At 43.0% G+C, this 14,733-nt stretch carries 14 protein-coding genes; 1 reads left to right on the top strand and 13 read right to left on the bottom strand.

The genetic code is table 11. The features are described from left to right. Nucleotides 1-6: 6 nt before the first annotated feature. The 6 genes from fapR to UE46_RS07560 form a co-directional block, all read right to left on the bottom strand. The gene (gene fapR / locus UE46_RS07585) at nt 7-588 is read right to left on the bottom strand and encodes a transcription factor FapR (protein ID WP_036060139.1); all 582 of its coding nucleotides are present in this window, start codon (nt 586-588) and stop codon (nt 7-9) included. Nucleotides 589-700: 112 nt separating this feature from the next. Further along, the gene (recG, locus tag UE46_RS07580) at nt 701-2,749 is read right to left on the bottom strand and encodes an ATP-dependent DNA helicase RecG (RefSeq protein ID WP_118907514.1); all 2,049 of its coding nucleotides are present in this window, start codon (nt 2,747-2,749) and stop codon (nt 701-703) included. Further along, nucleotides 2,733-3,632 carry an L-serine ammonia-lyase, iron-sulfur-dependent, subunit alpha gene (sdaAA, locus tag UE46_RS07575; RefSeq protein WP_036060135.1) on the bottom strand — a complete coding sequence of 300 codons (900 nt, stop codon included), beginning with the start codon at nt 3,630-3,632 and terminating at the stop codon, nt 2,733-2,735. Before sdaAA ends, recG begins: the two co-directional genes overlap by 17 nt. A 571-nt stretch (nt 3,633-4,203) precedes the next feature. After that, the gene (gene sdaAB, locus UE46_RS07570; RefSeq protein WP_036060132.1) at nt 4,204-4,866 is read right to left on the bottom strand and encodes an L-serine ammonia-lyase, iron-sulfur-dependent subunit beta; all 663 of its coding nucleotides are present in this window, start codon (nt 4,864-4,866) and stop codon (nt 4,204-4,206) included. Between the two features lie 179 nt (nt 4,867-5,045). Continuing rightward, nucleotides 5,046-6,704, bottom strand: a complete 1,659-nt coding sequence (locus tag UE46_RS07565) for a DAK2 domain-containing protein (RefSeq protein WP_036060123.1) — start codon at nt 6,702-6,704, stop codon at nt 5,046-5,048. A 16-nt stretch (nt 6,705-6,720) separates the two neighbouring features. Beyond that, the gene (locus UE46_RS07560) at nt 6,721-7,086 is read right to left on the bottom strand and encodes an Asp23/Gls24 family envelope stress response protein (protein ID WP_036060119.1); all 366 of its coding nucleotides are present in this window, start codon (nt 7,084-7,086) and stop codon (nt 6,721-6,723) included. Between the two features lie 750 nt (nt 7,087-7,836). Here UE46_RS07560 and rpmB point away from each other — a divergent pair. Then, nucleotides 7,837-8,025, top strand: a complete 189-nt coding sequence (rpmB, locus tag UE46_RS07555) for a 50S ribosomal protein L28 (protein ID WP_036060116.1) — start codon at nt 7,837-7,839, stop codon at nt 8,023-8,025. Between the two features lie 376 nt (nt 8,026-8,401). Here rpmB and UE46_RS07550 read toward each other — a convergent pair whose 3' ends face one another. The 7 genes from UE46_RS07550 to UE46_RS07520 all read right to left on the bottom strand — a co-directional run bounded on the left by UE46_RS07550 (nt 8,402) and on the right by UE46_RS07520 (nt 14,711). Then, nucleotides 8,402-8,896: a hypothetical protein gene (locus UE46_RS07550; protein ID WP_036060115.1), complete on the bottom strand. Its 495-nt coding sequence runs from the start codon at nt 8,894-8,896 to the stop codon at nt 8,402-8,404. Then, nucleotides 8,896-9,255 (bottom strand): hypothetical protein, encoded by a 360-nt coding sequence (locus UE46_RS07545; RefSeq protein WP_036060114.1) that lies wholly within the window; start codon nt 9,253-9,255, stop codon nt 8,896-8,898. The genes UE46_RS07550 and UE46_RS07545 overlap by 1 nt, the downstream gene beginning before the upstream one ends. Before the next feature lie 15 nt (nt 9,256-9,270). Continuing rightward, nucleotides 9,271-9,906, bottom strand: a complete 636-nt coding sequence (locus UE46_RS07540; RefSeq protein WP_036060107.1) for a thiamine diphosphokinase — start codon at nt 9,904-9,906, stop codon at nt 9,271-9,273. Nucleotides 9,907-10,446: 540 nt separating this feature from the next. Beyond that, the gene (rpe, locus tag UE46_RS07535; protein WP_036060098.1) at nt 10,447-11,103 is read right to left on the bottom strand and encodes a ribulose-phosphate 3-epimerase; all 657 of its coding nucleotides are present in this window, start codon (nt 11,101-11,103) and stop codon (nt 10,447-10,449) included. Between the two features lies 1 nt (nt 11,104). Further along, nucleotides 11,105-11,992: a ribosome small subunit-dependent GTPase A gene (gene rsgA, locus UE46_RS07530; protein ID WP_036060176.1), complete on the bottom strand. Its 888-nt coding sequence runs from the start codon at nt 11,990-11,992 to the stop codon at nt 11,105-11,107. 8 nt (nt 11,993-12,000) lie between these two features. Then, nucleotides 12,001-13,956, bottom strand: a complete 1,956-nt coding sequence (gene pknB / locus UE46_RS07525; protein ID WP_036060092.1) for a Stk1 family PASTA domain-containing Ser/Thr kinase — start codon at nt 13,954-13,956, stop codon at nt 12,001-12,003. Beyond that, entirely contained in the window at nt 13,953-14,711 is a 759-nt protein-coding gene (locus UE46_RS07520) for a Stp1/IreP family PP2C-type Ser/Thr phosphatase (protein ID WP_036060089.1), read from the bottom strand. Before UE46_RS07520 ends, pknB begins: the two co-directional genes overlap by 4 nt. Nucleotides 14,712-14,733 lie beyond the last annotated feature (22 nt).

Genomic DNA, 14,733 nt, shown 5'->3' with positions numbered 1-14,733 from the left:
TATTTCTCAGTCCTTTTTACTTTTTTCCGTCGTATGGTACATCTCGAATTTGCCTTTTAATACCATTTCTTCGCCGACGTAGCTGTTTACATCCACAATCGTAATAGATCTGCTATTCCTTTGGTCACGAACTTTCGCTTTAGCAATTACACGTTCTCCTTCTTTTACAGAATGGATAAAGCGCACCGTTGCTTGAGTTGTTAAGGCTAGGTCATTCGGAATAATCGCTGTTGCCAGTGAGTTCGCTTGCGCAAATAAATGATGACCACGCGCGATTTTATTCCGCTTAAAAACATGTTCTGGCCCAACTTCAAAAATCGAAATCGCGCCTTTATTTAATTCAATATCAATGATTTCTCCAATAACTTCTTCAATCGGAAGGGAGCGAACCGCATCAGCATAGTTTTCAGAAGCTACATGTTTAATACGTTCGCGCAGTTCTGGAATGGCGAGTGCAACCCTGTCTAATCGAATGGTCTGCACACTTACGTGAAACTTTTCAGCCAATTGTTCATCCGTAATAAATGGATTTTCTTCAATCGCATCGACCAATCGTGCTTGCCTTTCTTTTTTAGGATATTTCTTCATGCAAATTCCTCTCTCTTCCCCTGTCATTTTTGAAATTTAATACCAGATACTAAGAGTAATATATAAAAAATGCTTCGAACATGCAAGTTATAAGGTTAGAATTTTTATTGTATTAGTCTAATTTCTGTTCACTAAATACGCCGCTAGCCTCAAAAAAGCTTCGTAATGGCGCGTATTCTTCGGCTTCTAAAAAATGATCTTGGTAAATGATTTCAACGGCATCTTGGCGAGCAATTTCTAACACTCGGTAGTCATGCACCATATCTGCCACTTTGAATTCCGGGATACCGCTCTGCTTTTTCCCGAAGAAATCGCCTGGACCTCGGAGTTCTAAATCGCGCTCACTCACAACGAAACCGTCGTTTGTTTCCGTCATAATCGTCATGCGCTCTTTCCCAACTTCTGTTTTCGGATCCGCGATGAGCACGCAAAAAGATTGCTCTGCGCCACGACCGACACGACCACGAAGCTGATGAAGTTGCGCAAGACCAAACCGATCCGCATCATAGATCACCATCATGGTAGCATTTGGAACGTTGACACCGACTTCAACCACCGTTGTAGAAACAAGACAGTCAATTTTGTGATCATTAAAATCACGCATGATTTGATCTTTGTCAGCGGATAGAAGTTTCCCATGCATGAGTCCTGCTGTGTGCTTGCCCTGCCATTTACCGTTTAAAATATTATACATGTCAATCGCATTTTGGACATCGAGTTTCTCCGATTCTTCAATGAGTGGGCAAATAACATACGCTTGCCGACCTTTCGCAATTTCCTGTTCGATAAAACCGATGACGCGATCAAGCATTTGATGTTTCACCCAATATGTTTCGATTTGTTTTCGTCCCGCCGGCAGCTCATCGATGACCGAAACATCCATTTCACCAAAAGCCGTGATTGCAAGCGTCCTAGGAATTGGTGTCGCTGTCATAAATAACACATCAGGGAAAGCACCTTTTTCGCGTAATACCCGTCGTTGCTCTACACCAAATCGATGCTGCTCATCCGTTATCACGAGGCCTAATGTCTTGAAAATCACCTCATCTTGAATCAGTGCGTGCGTCCCAACGAGTACATCAATCTCGCCTGCTTCCAGTAATGCCAGCATCTCACGGCGTCGCTTACCTTTCACACTACTCGTCAGAAGTCCCACTGTGACATCAAAGGGTTGTAACAAATCTACCAATGAATTCGCGTGCTGCTCCGCTAAAATTTCTGTCGGTACCATCAGCGCACCTTGAAAACCACTTTTTGCTGCGGCATATAAGGCGATAGAAGCTACGACCGTTTTTCCTGATCCGACGTCTCCTTGTAGCAAGCGATTCATATGATAATGCGATTTCATATCACCACATATTTCGTTGACCACACGCTTTTGCGCGCCAGTTAACGGAAACGGCAGGCTATCGATATAGTGGCGTAACTCATTGACATCGTAATCAATCGAAACACCGCCCGATCGCTCTCGTTCTATTTTTCGGAACAACTGCATTTTCAATTGAAATAGTAGGAATTCTTCATAAACCATTCGGCGTCGCGCTTGCTTCAAATCTTCTGGACTTTTTGGGAAATGCAAAAACTGAACCGCTTCTTTTCGCGAAATCAGTTGATATTTCTGCAGCCATTTTTCAGGTAAAATCTCAACAATTTGATCTCCATATGCATCGAAGGCAGCCGTCATGAATTTCAAAATCGTCTTATTACGAATGGTTCCTTTTAGTCGGTAAACGCCTTCTAGCGCTTCTTCTGAGGTTTGGTGACCTAATTTATACTTACTCGCTGTGATTTGCGCGCGGCCTTTATCCCATTTCCCAGAAACTGTTACTTCATCTCCAACAGCCAACTTTCCTTTTATGTACGGCTGATTGAAGAAATCGACTTTAACCACTTGATTTCCTGAGGCAACGCGAAAAGACAGCTTCGATTTTTTTCTTCCGTAGTAGGCGAGTGTGGGCTCCGTTAGGACTTCTCCTTGTACCGTCACCCGTTCCTCATGCGCTACTTCGGATAAATCCCGCAATCGATAATCTTCATACCGATACGGGAAATTAAAAAGTAAATCTGCTACTGTCTCTATATCTAATTCTTTTAATGTTTTTGCCGTTTCAGCACCGACGCCCTTGACATCAGTTACTGGAATATCATTCAGATTCTTCACGTTCCTCTTGCGGCGACAAGCCAAAGATCTTTCTTTGTACTGCCCTTCCAGTAGGCGTGGCCGCTAGACCTCCTTCACCCGTTTCACGTAACGAACTCGGCATTTGTAAACCAACGCGGTACATTGCCTCAATAACTTCGTCACACGGAATTCTACTTTTAATACCTGCCAGTGCCATATCTGCTGAGATCATCGCTTGTGAGGCTCCAAGGGCATTACGCTTCACGCACGGTACCTCGACAAGCCCTGCAACTGGATCACACACAAGTCCAAGCATATTTTTCATCGTCATCGCCATTGCTTCGGCTGATTGTTCCGGCGTTCCACCTGCAGCTTCAACAATCGCTGCTGAGGCCATTGCGCTTGCTGAACCAATTTCCGCTTGGCAACCACCTGCAGCACCTGAGATGAAGGCTTTATTCGCAACAACGAACCCAAAGGCGCCCGCTGTGAATAAAAAGTTCAACATAGCTTCGCGGTCCATGTTCAAGCGATCCTTCACTGCGTACAAGACACCAGGTACAACACCTGCACTACCAGCAGTTGGTGTGGCACAAATAACGCCCATTGCAGCATTCACTTCATTTGTTGCGATAGCTTTTGCGACCGCGTCAAGAATCGTTTCACCTGACAGAAGATTGCCTTTTGCGATATATTCTCGCATTAAAACAGCATCGCCGCCAGTTAGACCAGTCGTTGATTCAACGCCTTCTTCACCTCTTGCAATAGCTTCTTCCATGACGGTTAAATTGCGATCCATTACTTCTAGAATGGTTTCGCGTGTATTATTGGTAACGCTCATTTCGCGCTCAATCATGATTTCGGATATTTTTTTATTGTCGCGCTTAGCGATATCTATTAGTTCTGCTACTGAGTGGAACATTTTGTAACCTCCTTGTTTCTTACTGGTGGTGCAATTTTTGTGAGTGTAGCTTGGTGGTTTATCGTTTTAAGGTGTGATCCATATGTTGAATCTTGAACGGCTTGTACGAATAATATGAAGCTAAAAATTTAGTGGGCAATAACCTATTAGGCGCTCTTACATTCAACGTTTGGAAATGCTGTCTTGTTTTTGTTGAAGTTTTGAGTTTAGAGACGGTGAGATCCCAAATTTATGCGTTTGTTGCTGTTTGGCGCCTTCGGATCTAGCTTCAACGGCCAACTCCTCGAAAACTTCACGCCCTCCATAAAAAGCAAGAGCGACTTTTTACTGCGGCCGCTCCAGTTTTTTTCGGAGCTGAACGGGCCGTTTCAGCTTTTCATTCGATCTAGCTCCAGAAGCCAGTCCCTCGAAATTTTCGGTGCCTCCGAAAAATCCAAGAGAGGGATTTATCTGCGCCCCCTAACAAATAAAAAGGTTGTCAGTCTCGCTTTGCTCCACTGCCTATTGATTCACTAAATCAAACCAAACGACGGTTTGAAAGCTCATCAACATAACGGGCTTCTTCCGCTTTTCAGAGTACAAAACTCGCTACCTGGTACACATCTGGTAATTTCTTTATCTCATCCAAAATTGTTTGTTCCGCGAGTTGATCTACTTCGATTACCATCAGGGCTTCGTCGCCTTTGATTTTGCGGGATACTTTCATTTGACCAATGTTTATCTTGTTTTTCGCAAAAATGCTTGAAACGGCTGCAATTGCTCCAAATTGGTCTTTATGTAGTACTAATACCGCTGGTGACATGCCTGTGAACTCTAATTCGAATTCGTTGAGGCGTACTATTTCCACTTTACCGCCACCGATAGAAGCTCCAACCAGTGTTGTTTGTTGCATACCGTTTTTCAGTACTAATTTTACCGTATTGGGGTGAGCTGCTTCTTCTACTTCCTCGATGAAATTAATATGCATGCCCCATTCTTCCGCCAAATTAATCGCTTCTGGCATCCGCTCGTCGTCTGTTTCAAAACCGAGCAATCCACCGATCAGCGCAACATCCGTCCCATGACCCTTATACGTCTTCGCAAAAGAGCCATACAAATGAATATCCACCTGCATCGGCATCTCATTAAACACACTCCGAGCAACCGAACCAATCCGACAAGCCCCCGCCGTATGTGAACTCGAAGGCCCAATCATCACCGGTCCAATAATATCAAACACACTATTAAATTTCATCTCACTTCACCCCTCATGTTTTTTATAACAAAGCCGTAGAGCACCAAACCGATAGAGGCACGGCAAATGCTTAGTTTCTAGGCAAAGCCGAGCAACGGAGCGGAATGTACGATTTGTACATGAGCACCGTAGCACAGGCTTTAACGACGAAAATGAGCGTTTGCCGCGCCTCTATCGCCTCACTCGACGGAGAAAATGTACGGATAAACTGGCTGTCCACCCGAATGAATCTCAAATTCAATATCTGGGAATTGATTAGAAACCTGTTCTGCGATGTGTTCAGCATCTTCTTCTGTAACGCCCTCTCCATATAACAATGTCACGATTTCACTGTATTCATCCGTCATTTCAAGCAATGTCGCAATCGTCGTTTTCTCTAAGCTTGGATTGCTGACTTTGATATTATTTTCTATGATCCCAATGTAATCATCTTTTTTAATCACAAGACCCTCGACCGTTGTATCGCGTACAGCAGTTGTTACTTGCCCGCTTGAAATATCTTGAATTGCCGCGATCATTTCGTTCGCATTGTCTTCAAACGTAAAGTCAGCTCGGAAAACAAGCAATGCCGCTAGACCTTGTGGAATCGTTTTTGTCGGGATAATTTTGACCTTATCTTCGCCTAAAATAAGTGCAGCTTGATCTGCAGCCATTTGGATATTTTTATTATTCGGCAAAACAAACACATGCTCTGCATTCGCTGATTCAATCGCTTTTATAATATCTTCTGTGCTCGGATTCATCGTTTGTCCTCCAGAAAGAACAACGGTTGCGCCGACACTTTCAAATAACGTTTTGATACCTTCACCAGCAGACACTGTTACGATGCCATATGGGGTTTTTTCGGAAACGGCAGGCTCTTTATCACGCATAACTTCACGATGTTGTTCCCGCATATTTTCAACCTTCATCTTGATGAGGCTACCATATTGTTGACCATAATTGAAAACTTGGCCTGGATATTCGGTATGCACGTGGACTTTAGCTACTTCATCATCTGCTACTACTAGCAGTGAATCGCCCATTTCAGCAAGATCATCGCGGAACTTCTCTTCGTTAAATTTCTTTTGCCCTGGTTTATTTTCGTTGATTTGAACCATGATCTCCGTACAATAGCCAAACTCGATATCCTCTGTTGACATCACATCTTGAACGTGACGATGGTGCTCGGCATTAATAAGCTCACCCATAGAAGCTGAATAGTTCGTCAGCCCTTCGTGTTCGCCTGTTAGTGCAGCATAAAACCCTTCATAGATAATAATGAGGCCTTGACCGCCACTATCTACTACGCCAACTTCTTTTAAAACTGGTAGCATTTCTTGCGTTTTGGCAAGGACGATTTTTCCTTTTTCAAGGATTTGTTGCATTACGAATTCAATATCATCGGACTCATTTGCAGCAAGTACGCCAGCTTTTGCAGCTTCACGCGCCACAGTCAAAATTGTTCCTTCGACGGGCTTCATGACTGCTTTATAAGCTGTTTCAACGCCTGCAGTAAAGGCCGCTGCTAGTTCTTTTGTATTTAACTCGGTTTTTCCTTCAATTGATTTCGAGAAGCCTCGGAAAAGTTGCGATAAAATAACGCCTGAATTTCCACGAGCTCCCATCAGTAGTCCTTTGGCAAGGCTTGTACCGACTGCTCCCACCGTAGACAGGCTGTTTCTATTTACTTCTTCGGCACCACTCGTCATAGACAAGTTCATATTTGTTCCAGTATCACCATCTGGCACTGGGAAGACATTTAATGAATCGACATAATCTGCATTTTTTGCTAAATTTTCTGCTCCTGCTATGATCATTGCTGCTAATTTTTCTCCATTTAATTGATACATACTCACGATTACGTATCCTCCCTTATGCTTCGTTAGTAACACGAACACCTTGGACATAGATATTCACAGAATCAACTGTGATGCCCAACGTTTTTTCTAATGTATATTTGACACGCTCCTGCACATTATGCGCAACCTCAGAGATTTTCGTCCCAAAACTAACAATGATGTACATATCAATATTTAAACCGTCATCTTCCTGACGAACAATAACACCCTTCGTATAGTTCTCACGGCGCAAAATATCCGCCAAACCATCGCGTATTTGATGCTGGCTAGTCATTCCTACAATACCGAAATTTTCTTCAGCTGCACCACCCGCAAGTGTAGCAATAACTTCCGTTGTGATATCAATTTTGCCGAGTTTTGTTTCCATTTCAATTGTCATCTTTTAAGTTCCTCCTTAGTTTAAGTAAGGTTTTCTAAGAGAAGCTACTAAATTCGCATTAGCCGACTTCCGCTCTAATTTTATTGAAAAACATTCTAACATTTCTGTTCTCCTCTATTCTACTATATTAAGCAGGGGTTGGGAAGGGGTTTGATGTTGTTGAGGAGTCTTATGAAGCATCTTCTGCTGAATTAGTGCCTCCATATGATAGTGAATGTGACGGGACTGCCTTTTGTTTAGGAAATTCCTCGGAGATTTCTTGCCCTCCGCAAAAATGAAGGTTTACTCCTAACTCAGCGTATGTCATGTTCTGCGTTCGTTTGGAGGCGTATTCACGTTTTGTCTAGCTTCAACAGCCAGTTCCTCGAAATTTTCGTGGCCTCCATAAAAACCAAGAGCGGGTTTTCACTGCACCCCCTAACAAATTTTGTCGGATCTAACGGGCTGTTTACGCTTTTCGGGGTTGTCTAGCTTCAACAGCCAGTCCCTCGAAATTTTCGTGGCCTCCGAAAAATCCAAGGGAGGGATTTATCTGCGCCTCCTAACAAATTTTGTCGGATCTAACGGGCCGTTTACGCTTTTCGGGGTGTCAAGTAAAAATTCTTTGCAGGTTTTTCGCTTAAGAGGTTGCAATTGGAAGCAGTTTATGATAAATTGTTGTAGTGTATGAAAAACAAAAAGCTATTTTTATGCGATATATTAGTAATTAACAGCTTTTTTGAAGTAGCTCTTGTAAGGAGGGAAATAACGATGGCAAAAGTATGTGTAATCACTGGTCGTAAAACTCGTTCTGGTAACAAACGTTCCCACGCGATGAACGCAAGCAAACGTACGTGGAAAGCAAACTTGCAAAAGGTTCGTATTTTAGTAAACGGCAAACCTAAAAAAGTTTGGGTTTCTGCTCGTGCTCTTAAATCAGGCAAAGTAGAACGTGTTTAATAAGAAAATGGATGCAGGGTCTCCGGATCGCTGCATTTTTTTCTTGTTAGAGAATACATAATAGTGAAAAAAGATGAGCTTGAGACAAAACTCAAGATAAAGCAAAAGCGCCCTCCCATTTCTTCGGGTAGGGCGAAAAATTCTGCTTTATACAAATCGAGCGAAAGCGTTTGTATTCAGGGGATTTGGTGGAAGCCGGAGAGCTGCGTGTACGACTGTACATGATGACTGAAAACAGGGAGGGAGTAGCTTCCCCGACCATGTAAGAAGTTAAGCGAAACTGCTCTTGTGTAGCAGAACCGGAAGTCCGCCACCCCCCCTGAATGCGAGCGCTTTTCGCCGATTTATCGGGGGCATGTCCCAGACCCATCTTTTTTCATATGCGCATAAATGTGGCGCCTCGTTCAAAAATACGAATATCATCACCCGTACCTTTGCCGATTTTATTGTATATTTCTTTTTCAGTTAAGTCGGTACCTTTTGTGTCCCAAGGCGTTAAGGCGATTAATTGCCAGCTACCGTCTTTTTTCTGTAATGTTAATTCAAGCTTTTCTGGTTTTTCGTTATCAATGAATGTGAATAGATAGCAGATTTTATTTTTTTGGTAGTACGCGCCATACAAATAATCTTTGCTGTCTAGCACCTCTTTATAACTGCTTTTGTAAGTTGGTATCTCTGTTTTCGCATCTAACTTGATATATTCGCTTAAATTCCCATTAAAAACATCCTCGATCGCCTGTGTCGCTACCTTGTCTGCGTTTTTATCTGGGCTCGCGCTTTTATTATCGTTCAACCCATTTGGCGCTGTGGAGCAAGAAGTCATAAGGAAAAGCAAGCCTACGATCAGAAATAGAGAAAATCTTCTCATCATTAGCGTTCGCCTTTTTCTAATTTATCGACGTTGGAAGTAATCACGCCACCAACTAAGATTGCAATTCCTGGAAACGGGTTCACGAAAATAGCGCAGGCAATTCCTGTAATCGTCAACGTCAAGCCAGCTTTATAGTAGCTTTTTTTAATTAGGAAAATAAGGCCAATAATCGCAATAACCATGAAGAAAATACCGATATATGTCATGCTAAGCATTGCTTCACGCAGCGGATTAGCTCCGTCTTTATTTAAATTAATGAAGGTTTGAATTTGTACTAGTACACCTAAAACTAGACCGATGATGATGACAATTAAGGCGATTTTTGATCTTTTGGCAATTAGAGCTGTATTATCTTTCATTTTTGAAACTCCTTTTTAATCATTACTTTGTATAAATAAAATTAAACCTATATTGAATGAAAATGTACCTTGATCTGCTAAAAATTCATTGCTTGAAAGTGCAGCTCCGAACGGATAGGTCGCATTGCTTAGCGGATATTTGAATCCTTTTAGCGTGAGACCGGTCACGTCTGCCATCGTTGTAAACGCGACATATTTTTTGTCTGGTATGCGTGATACTGTATATTTTCCGGGAGCATACATTTTGACGTAATTGTAGCGATCAATCAGTTCGATTTTGGATATAGCGTCTTTAAATTTCGGCTGCATTAGCATCATGATATTGGCAAACAAATGGTCTAAACGGCCACCTGTTGCGCCAAAAATACGAATTAAGTCTGGTTCTTGATCTAGCGCCCATTTCAGACCGATTTCTGTGTCTGTTTCGTCTTTTTCAGCAGGGAATTGGATGACTTCTGTGATGGTTTTTAGATGCTCAAGCTCAGAACTGGAAAGGGAGTCGAAATCGCCCATTGCAATTGTCGGTGTTATGCCACGGTCTGTGAGTCGGACTGCGCCACGGTCGACGCCGACCCATGTTTTTGATTCGTGATTTGAAATATCAGGTAGCTCCGATTCTGGGCCACCTACCATGATATGTATAATTTTCATTGGATTTATCTCCTTTGTTGAGGGTGTTATGAGGCATCCCTTACCGATTTAGAGCCTCATATGCATGAGAGCCTAGTGATCATGTAATCCCCGTGGAGCTTATACACCAAATTTAAACTACTGCGGAAGCCATAAGAAGCAGATAGCTCAACAAGCCTCTATATGCACGAGCACCAACTCCACCTGTGTGATTTAGACGGCACTTTTGGCAGTAGCACTTGGCTTTTTAATGAAGTTTTGGAATCTAGAGTTGTTTCGGTCTCGGGTTCATGCGTTTTTTTATGCTCTGCGCCTTTGGATCTAGCTTCAACAGCCAGCCTCTCGGAATTTTCGGTGCCTCCGAAAAAACCAAAAAAGGGTTTTCACTGCGTCCCCTAACAATTTCTGTCGAGGCTAACGGGCTGTTTACGCTTTTCAGGTGATCCAGCTTCAGAAGCCAGACCCTCGAAATTTTCGTGGCCTCCATAAAAGTCGAAAGAGGACTTTTACTGCGCCCCCTAACAAATTCTTTCGGGTCTAACGGGCTTCTTCAGCTTTTCTTTATTCCCCCACAATCTCCCTCAACTTGTCCATCGCTTTTTCTCGATTCTTGTTTCCATAAATATAAGATCCAGCAACGAAAACATCGGCTCCTGCTGCGACGCATAGTGGGGCTGTTTTATCATCCACGCCGCCATCTACTTCGATCTCAATTTTCAAGCCTTTTTCATCGATTAATTTTTTCGCTGCAGTGATTTTCGGCAATACTTCTTTAATAAAATTTTGTCCGCCAAATCCTGGGTTCACTGTCATAAACAAAATTAAGTCTACTTCTTCTAACACATGCTGAATCATCTCAATCGGTGTTGCTGGATTTAAAACAACGCCTGCTTTCACGTCAAAAGAGCGAATTAACTGCAATGTGCGGTGTAAATGTGGGCACGCTTCAACATGCACTGAAATGTAGTCCGCGCCTGCTCTAGCGAATTCTGGAATGTATTGGTCTGGATTCTCAATCATCAAATGAACGTCTAGTGGCAATTTTGTAACGGGGCGTATTGCTTTGACAACGCTCGGTCCAAATGTAATGTTAGGTACGAAATGACCGTCCATCACGTCTACATGGATATAGTCCGCGCCGTATCCTTCTACCTCTTTAATGTCGGCCGCTAAGTTTGCAAAATCTGCGCTAAGTATTGATGGAGCTATTTTTCCCATATTAATACCTCTCTTTTTTGTTTTTGACTTCGTTTAAAATTTGAATGTAATGTTTATATCGGAATGCGGCGATTTCTCCGTTTTCTACGGCTACTTTAACGGCGCATTTCGGCTCGTTTTCATGAACGCAACCGCGGAACTTGCAGTCTCCGCGACGGCGATCTATTTCTGGAAAACAAAACTGGAGATTTTCGGTTGTTAATTCGTCCATTTCGATAGAACTAAAACCTGGTGTATCCGCGATGAAACCTTGGCCGATCGTCATTAATTCTACATGACGGGTCGTATGTTTTCCGCGCCCAAGTACGAAAGATATCACGCCTGTTTCAATGTCTAAGTTCGGATTCAGTGCATTGAGTAGTGTCGATTTCCCAACGCCAGACTGGCCTGCTATCACTGCAATTTTTCCAGCGATAACATCGAAAATCGCGCTTTTATCGATATCAGTATTGGTTAATAAAACTTGATAACCCGCTTCTTCATAAATCGCTTTATACTCAGCAATTTCGGCTTTACGCGTGTCATCTGCCAAGTCCATTTTGCTAATGCAAATCACAGGTTCGACATCTTCAAGCTCTATTGCAACGAGAAAGCGATCGGCTAAGTTGGCAGAGAAATCTGGTTCTACGGCTGAAAATACGAGCAGTGCCAAATCTACATTTGCGATTGGCGGACGTACTAAGGCGTTTTTCCGTGGAAGTAGCTCCATAATGTAGCCTTCTTTTAGATTATCTGCCTGAAACACGACATGATCGCCAACTAGTGGTGTGAGTCCTCGATTTCGAAAATTACCTCGCGCGCGACACTGATAGGTTTTGCCATCGCTATAAACGTAATAAAAACCGCTTAGAGCCTTCATAATTTGTCCTTCCAGAAAAGTCACCTTCATTTCTTTTATCAATTTGGGTATTCAATGGTTTCTTCTAATATGACGGTATTGTCGCGAACGACTTTGTAACCGCCTTGCGTGCCTTCTTCAATTTCAAACGAGAGATTTTCGGTCGTATTTTTTGTGATATCCATTTCTTTAAAAGCACTCGTCATACTGTGTGTCTTGTCTTGAATGTAAATTTGGATGTGTTGCGCGACTGGTGGTGTTGCGTCTGGATCTTCTGGTTCATAAGGGATACTGATTGTCCGTTTGACCGTCTTCACTTCTTTTTCTTTCGGGCCTTTACTCATAACAACGGTAACCTTATCGCCTTTATTAATCGTCGCACCAGCTTCTGGTTTTTGAGAGATAACTTGTCCAGCGCCTACTGTGTCGGAATAGTCTTCGCTGCTCGTGGTAATGGTGATATCATTGGAACTTGCGTAATCATCTAGCCCAACTTGATTGAATCCAGATAGATCCTTCAATGTAAGCGGTCGCTCGCCTTTACTGACGACGAATGATATTTCTGTATCTTCTACAACGACTTCGCTTCCTGCTGTTGGGTCTTGCGAAATAATGACGCCTGAATCAACAGAATCACTGTACTCTTCGGTGTAGCTCACTTTTTTGTAGCCTTGCTGGTCGAGTACTTGTTTGACTGTGTCATAGCTCTTGCCTGTATAATCGGTGACGGTAATTTTCTTCGCGCCAATGCTGACGTACAGATTTACCGTGGAGCCTTTTTCTTCTGCTGCGCCAATTTCTGGATCGGTCTCAATGACTTTACCTTCCTCGATTTTATCGCTATTCTTCTCGAAGGATTCGCCAACATTAAAGCCCGCGCTTTGCAATTTCTGAACAGCAGTTTCTTTTGTATCATTGGCGACATTCGGTATTTTCACGGTCGCTGGAGGCCTTCCAAAATACCAGAGCAACGCAATAATGATCACGAATAAAATGGTAATCCCCGATATAATCCAAATTTTCTTCTTGTTACTCTTTTTCTTTTTCGGTTTTTCTGCGGGCGCTTCTGGCTTTTCTTCCGTTGCTACGACAGTATTATCCAAGTTTTGCATCATATTTTTAGCCGCGATAATCGGAATTGTTTTTGTCTCCCCATCGTCCATCGGAAAAACATATTTTTCTTCATTTCGACGCTCTGGATCAAGCGCAGTTTTTAGGTCGCTCTCCATCTCTTCTGCCGTTTGGTATCGCAAAAATGGATCTTTCGCCGTCGCGCGGATGACGATATTTTCTAGACTTTGTGGAACCTCTGGATTTTGTTCACGAATCGACGGGATGCTAGCTTGCAGATGTTTGATTGCAATAGAAACTGCCGATTCGCCGTCGTAAGGTACTTTACCAATCAGCAGTTCGTAGAGAACAATGCCGAGTGAGTAGATATCAGATTTCTGTGTAGCCATGCCGCCGCGTGCTTGTTCTGGTGATAAATAATGCACCGATCCTAGCAAGGAGTTGGTTTGTGTAATTGATGTTTCAGATAGTGCCATCGCGATACCAAAATCGGTTATTTTAACAACGCCGTCATGGTCGATTAAAATATTTTGTGGCTTTAAATCACGATGAACAATATGTGCACTGTGGGCTACCGCAACTGCTGAAACAATTTGGAGCATGATATCCACAGTTTTTTCGAACGGAATTGGGTGATTCTCATGGATGTATTGTTTCAAATCCATTCCTTCTACGTATTCCATCACAATATAGTGAAGATCATTTTCCTCGCCTACATCGTAAATGCTAACTATATTGGGATGCACCAGGCTTGTCGCGGATTGGGCTTCGCGCTGAAAACGACGAATCAGGTTGCTCTCGTCTGCTAGATCAATACGCAAAACTTTCACGGCAACGTTGCGATCAAGAATCATGTCATGTGCAAGAAATACATTGGCCATTCCGCCGCCGCCAATTGCGCTGACGACTTTGTAACGGTCATTAATACGCTTGCCGATCATCATGATGCATCCCTACCTTTCTCTACCAAATTCCGCTCTAAAAGCAATACTGTGATATTATCTTCGCCACCGTTTGCATTCGCTTTTGTGATAAAAATGTCTGCTTTTTCGGCGAGCGTTCGTTTACTTGTAAGTATTGCTTCGATTTCTTGCTCGGTTAGCATGTTGGATAAGCCATCGGAGCAAAGTAGCAGCTGGTCTTGTGATTGAAATGGCAAAATAAAGACATCTGTTTCCACATTCCCTTCGATACCAAGCGCGCGCAGTAAAATATTTTTGCGGGGATGGTTTTCGGCATCTTCTTTTGAAATTTCCCCTTTTCGAAGGAGTTCATTGACAAGCGAATGATCTTCTGTGAGCTGCTCAAGCACACCATTTTTCAGGATGTAACCGCGACTATCGCCTACGTTTGCCACGATAATTTGGCTATTCGAAAAAACGGCTGCAACGAGCGTCGTGCCCATACCTTGGAGGCTAGGATCTTGCTTGGAATGCGCGACAATCTCTTCGTTAACTGCTTGAATAGCCTCGCGGAACCAAGCATCGATTTGAGCAGCGCTTTTCATGTCGGAAACGCCTTGCCACATATCACTAAGCAAACGCACCGCCATTTCACTCGCGACATCGCCCGCTCTGTGTCCACCCATGCCATCTGCGACAATAACTAAAGGGTTACCCAGTTTATTTTCAAAAATACCGCCATTGTCTTCATTATGATTTCTAATTTTTCCTCGATCTGTTCTAAATTCTGCATGCATCTTGCGCTACACCTCACTAAAA

Source organism: Listeria weihenstephanensis, assembly GCF_003534205.1.
Classification (GTDB): Bacteria; Bacillota; Bacilli; order Lactobacillales; family Listeriaceae; genus Listeria_A; species Listeria_A weihenstephanensis.
Note: the sequence above shows the minus strand (reverse complement) of the source record. Positions and strands in the feature narration are given on the sequence as shown.

Bases quoted from the DNA above. Each gene is read 5' to 3' on its own strand.
- fapR (WP_036060139.1), bottom strand. From the start codon at position 588: ATGAAGAAATATCCTAAAAAAGAAAGGCAAGCACGATTGGTCGATGCG.
- sdaAA (WP_036060135.1), bottom strand. From the start codon at position 3,632: ATGTTCCACTCAGTAGCAGAACTAATAGATATCGCTAAGCGCGACAAT.
- sdaAB (WP_036060132.1), bottom strand. From the start codon at position 4,866: ATGAAATTTAATAGTGTGTTTGATATTATTGGACCGGTGATGATTGGG.
- UE46_RS07560 (WP_036060119.1), bottom strand. From the start codon at position 7,086: ATGACAATTGAAATGGAAACAAAACTCGGCAAAATTGATATCACAACG.
- rpmB (WP_036060116.1), top strand. From the start codon at position 7,837: ATGGCAAAAGTATGTGTAATCACTGGTCGTAAAACTCGTTCTGGTAAC.
- UE46_RS07550 (WP_036060115.1), bottom strand. From the start codon at position 8,896: ATGATGAGAAGATTTTCTCTATTTCTGATCGTAGGCTTGCTTTTCCTT.
- UE46_RS07545 (WP_036060114.1), bottom strand. From the start codon at position 9,255: ATGAAAGATAATACAGCTCTAATTGCCAAAAGATCAAAAATCGCCTTA.
- UE46_RS07540 (WP_036060107.1), bottom strand. From the start codon at position 9,906: ATGAAAATTATACATATCATGGTAGGTGGCCCAGAATCGGAGCTACCT.
- rpe (WP_036060098.1), bottom strand. From the start codon at position 11,103: ATGGGAAAAATAGCTCCATCAATACTTAGCGCAGATTTTGCAAACTTA.
- rsgA (WP_036060176.1), bottom strand. From the start codon at position 11,992: ATGAAGGTGACTTTTCTGGAAGGACAAATTATGAAGGCTCTAAGCGGT.
- pknB (WP_036060092.1), bottom strand. From the start codon at position 13,956: ATGATGATCGGCAAGCGTATTAATGACCGTTACAAAGTCGTCAGCGCA.
- UE46_RS07520 (WP_036060089.1), bottom strand. From the start codon at position 14,711: ATGCATGCAGAATTTAGAACAGATCGAGGAAAAATTAGAAATCATAAT.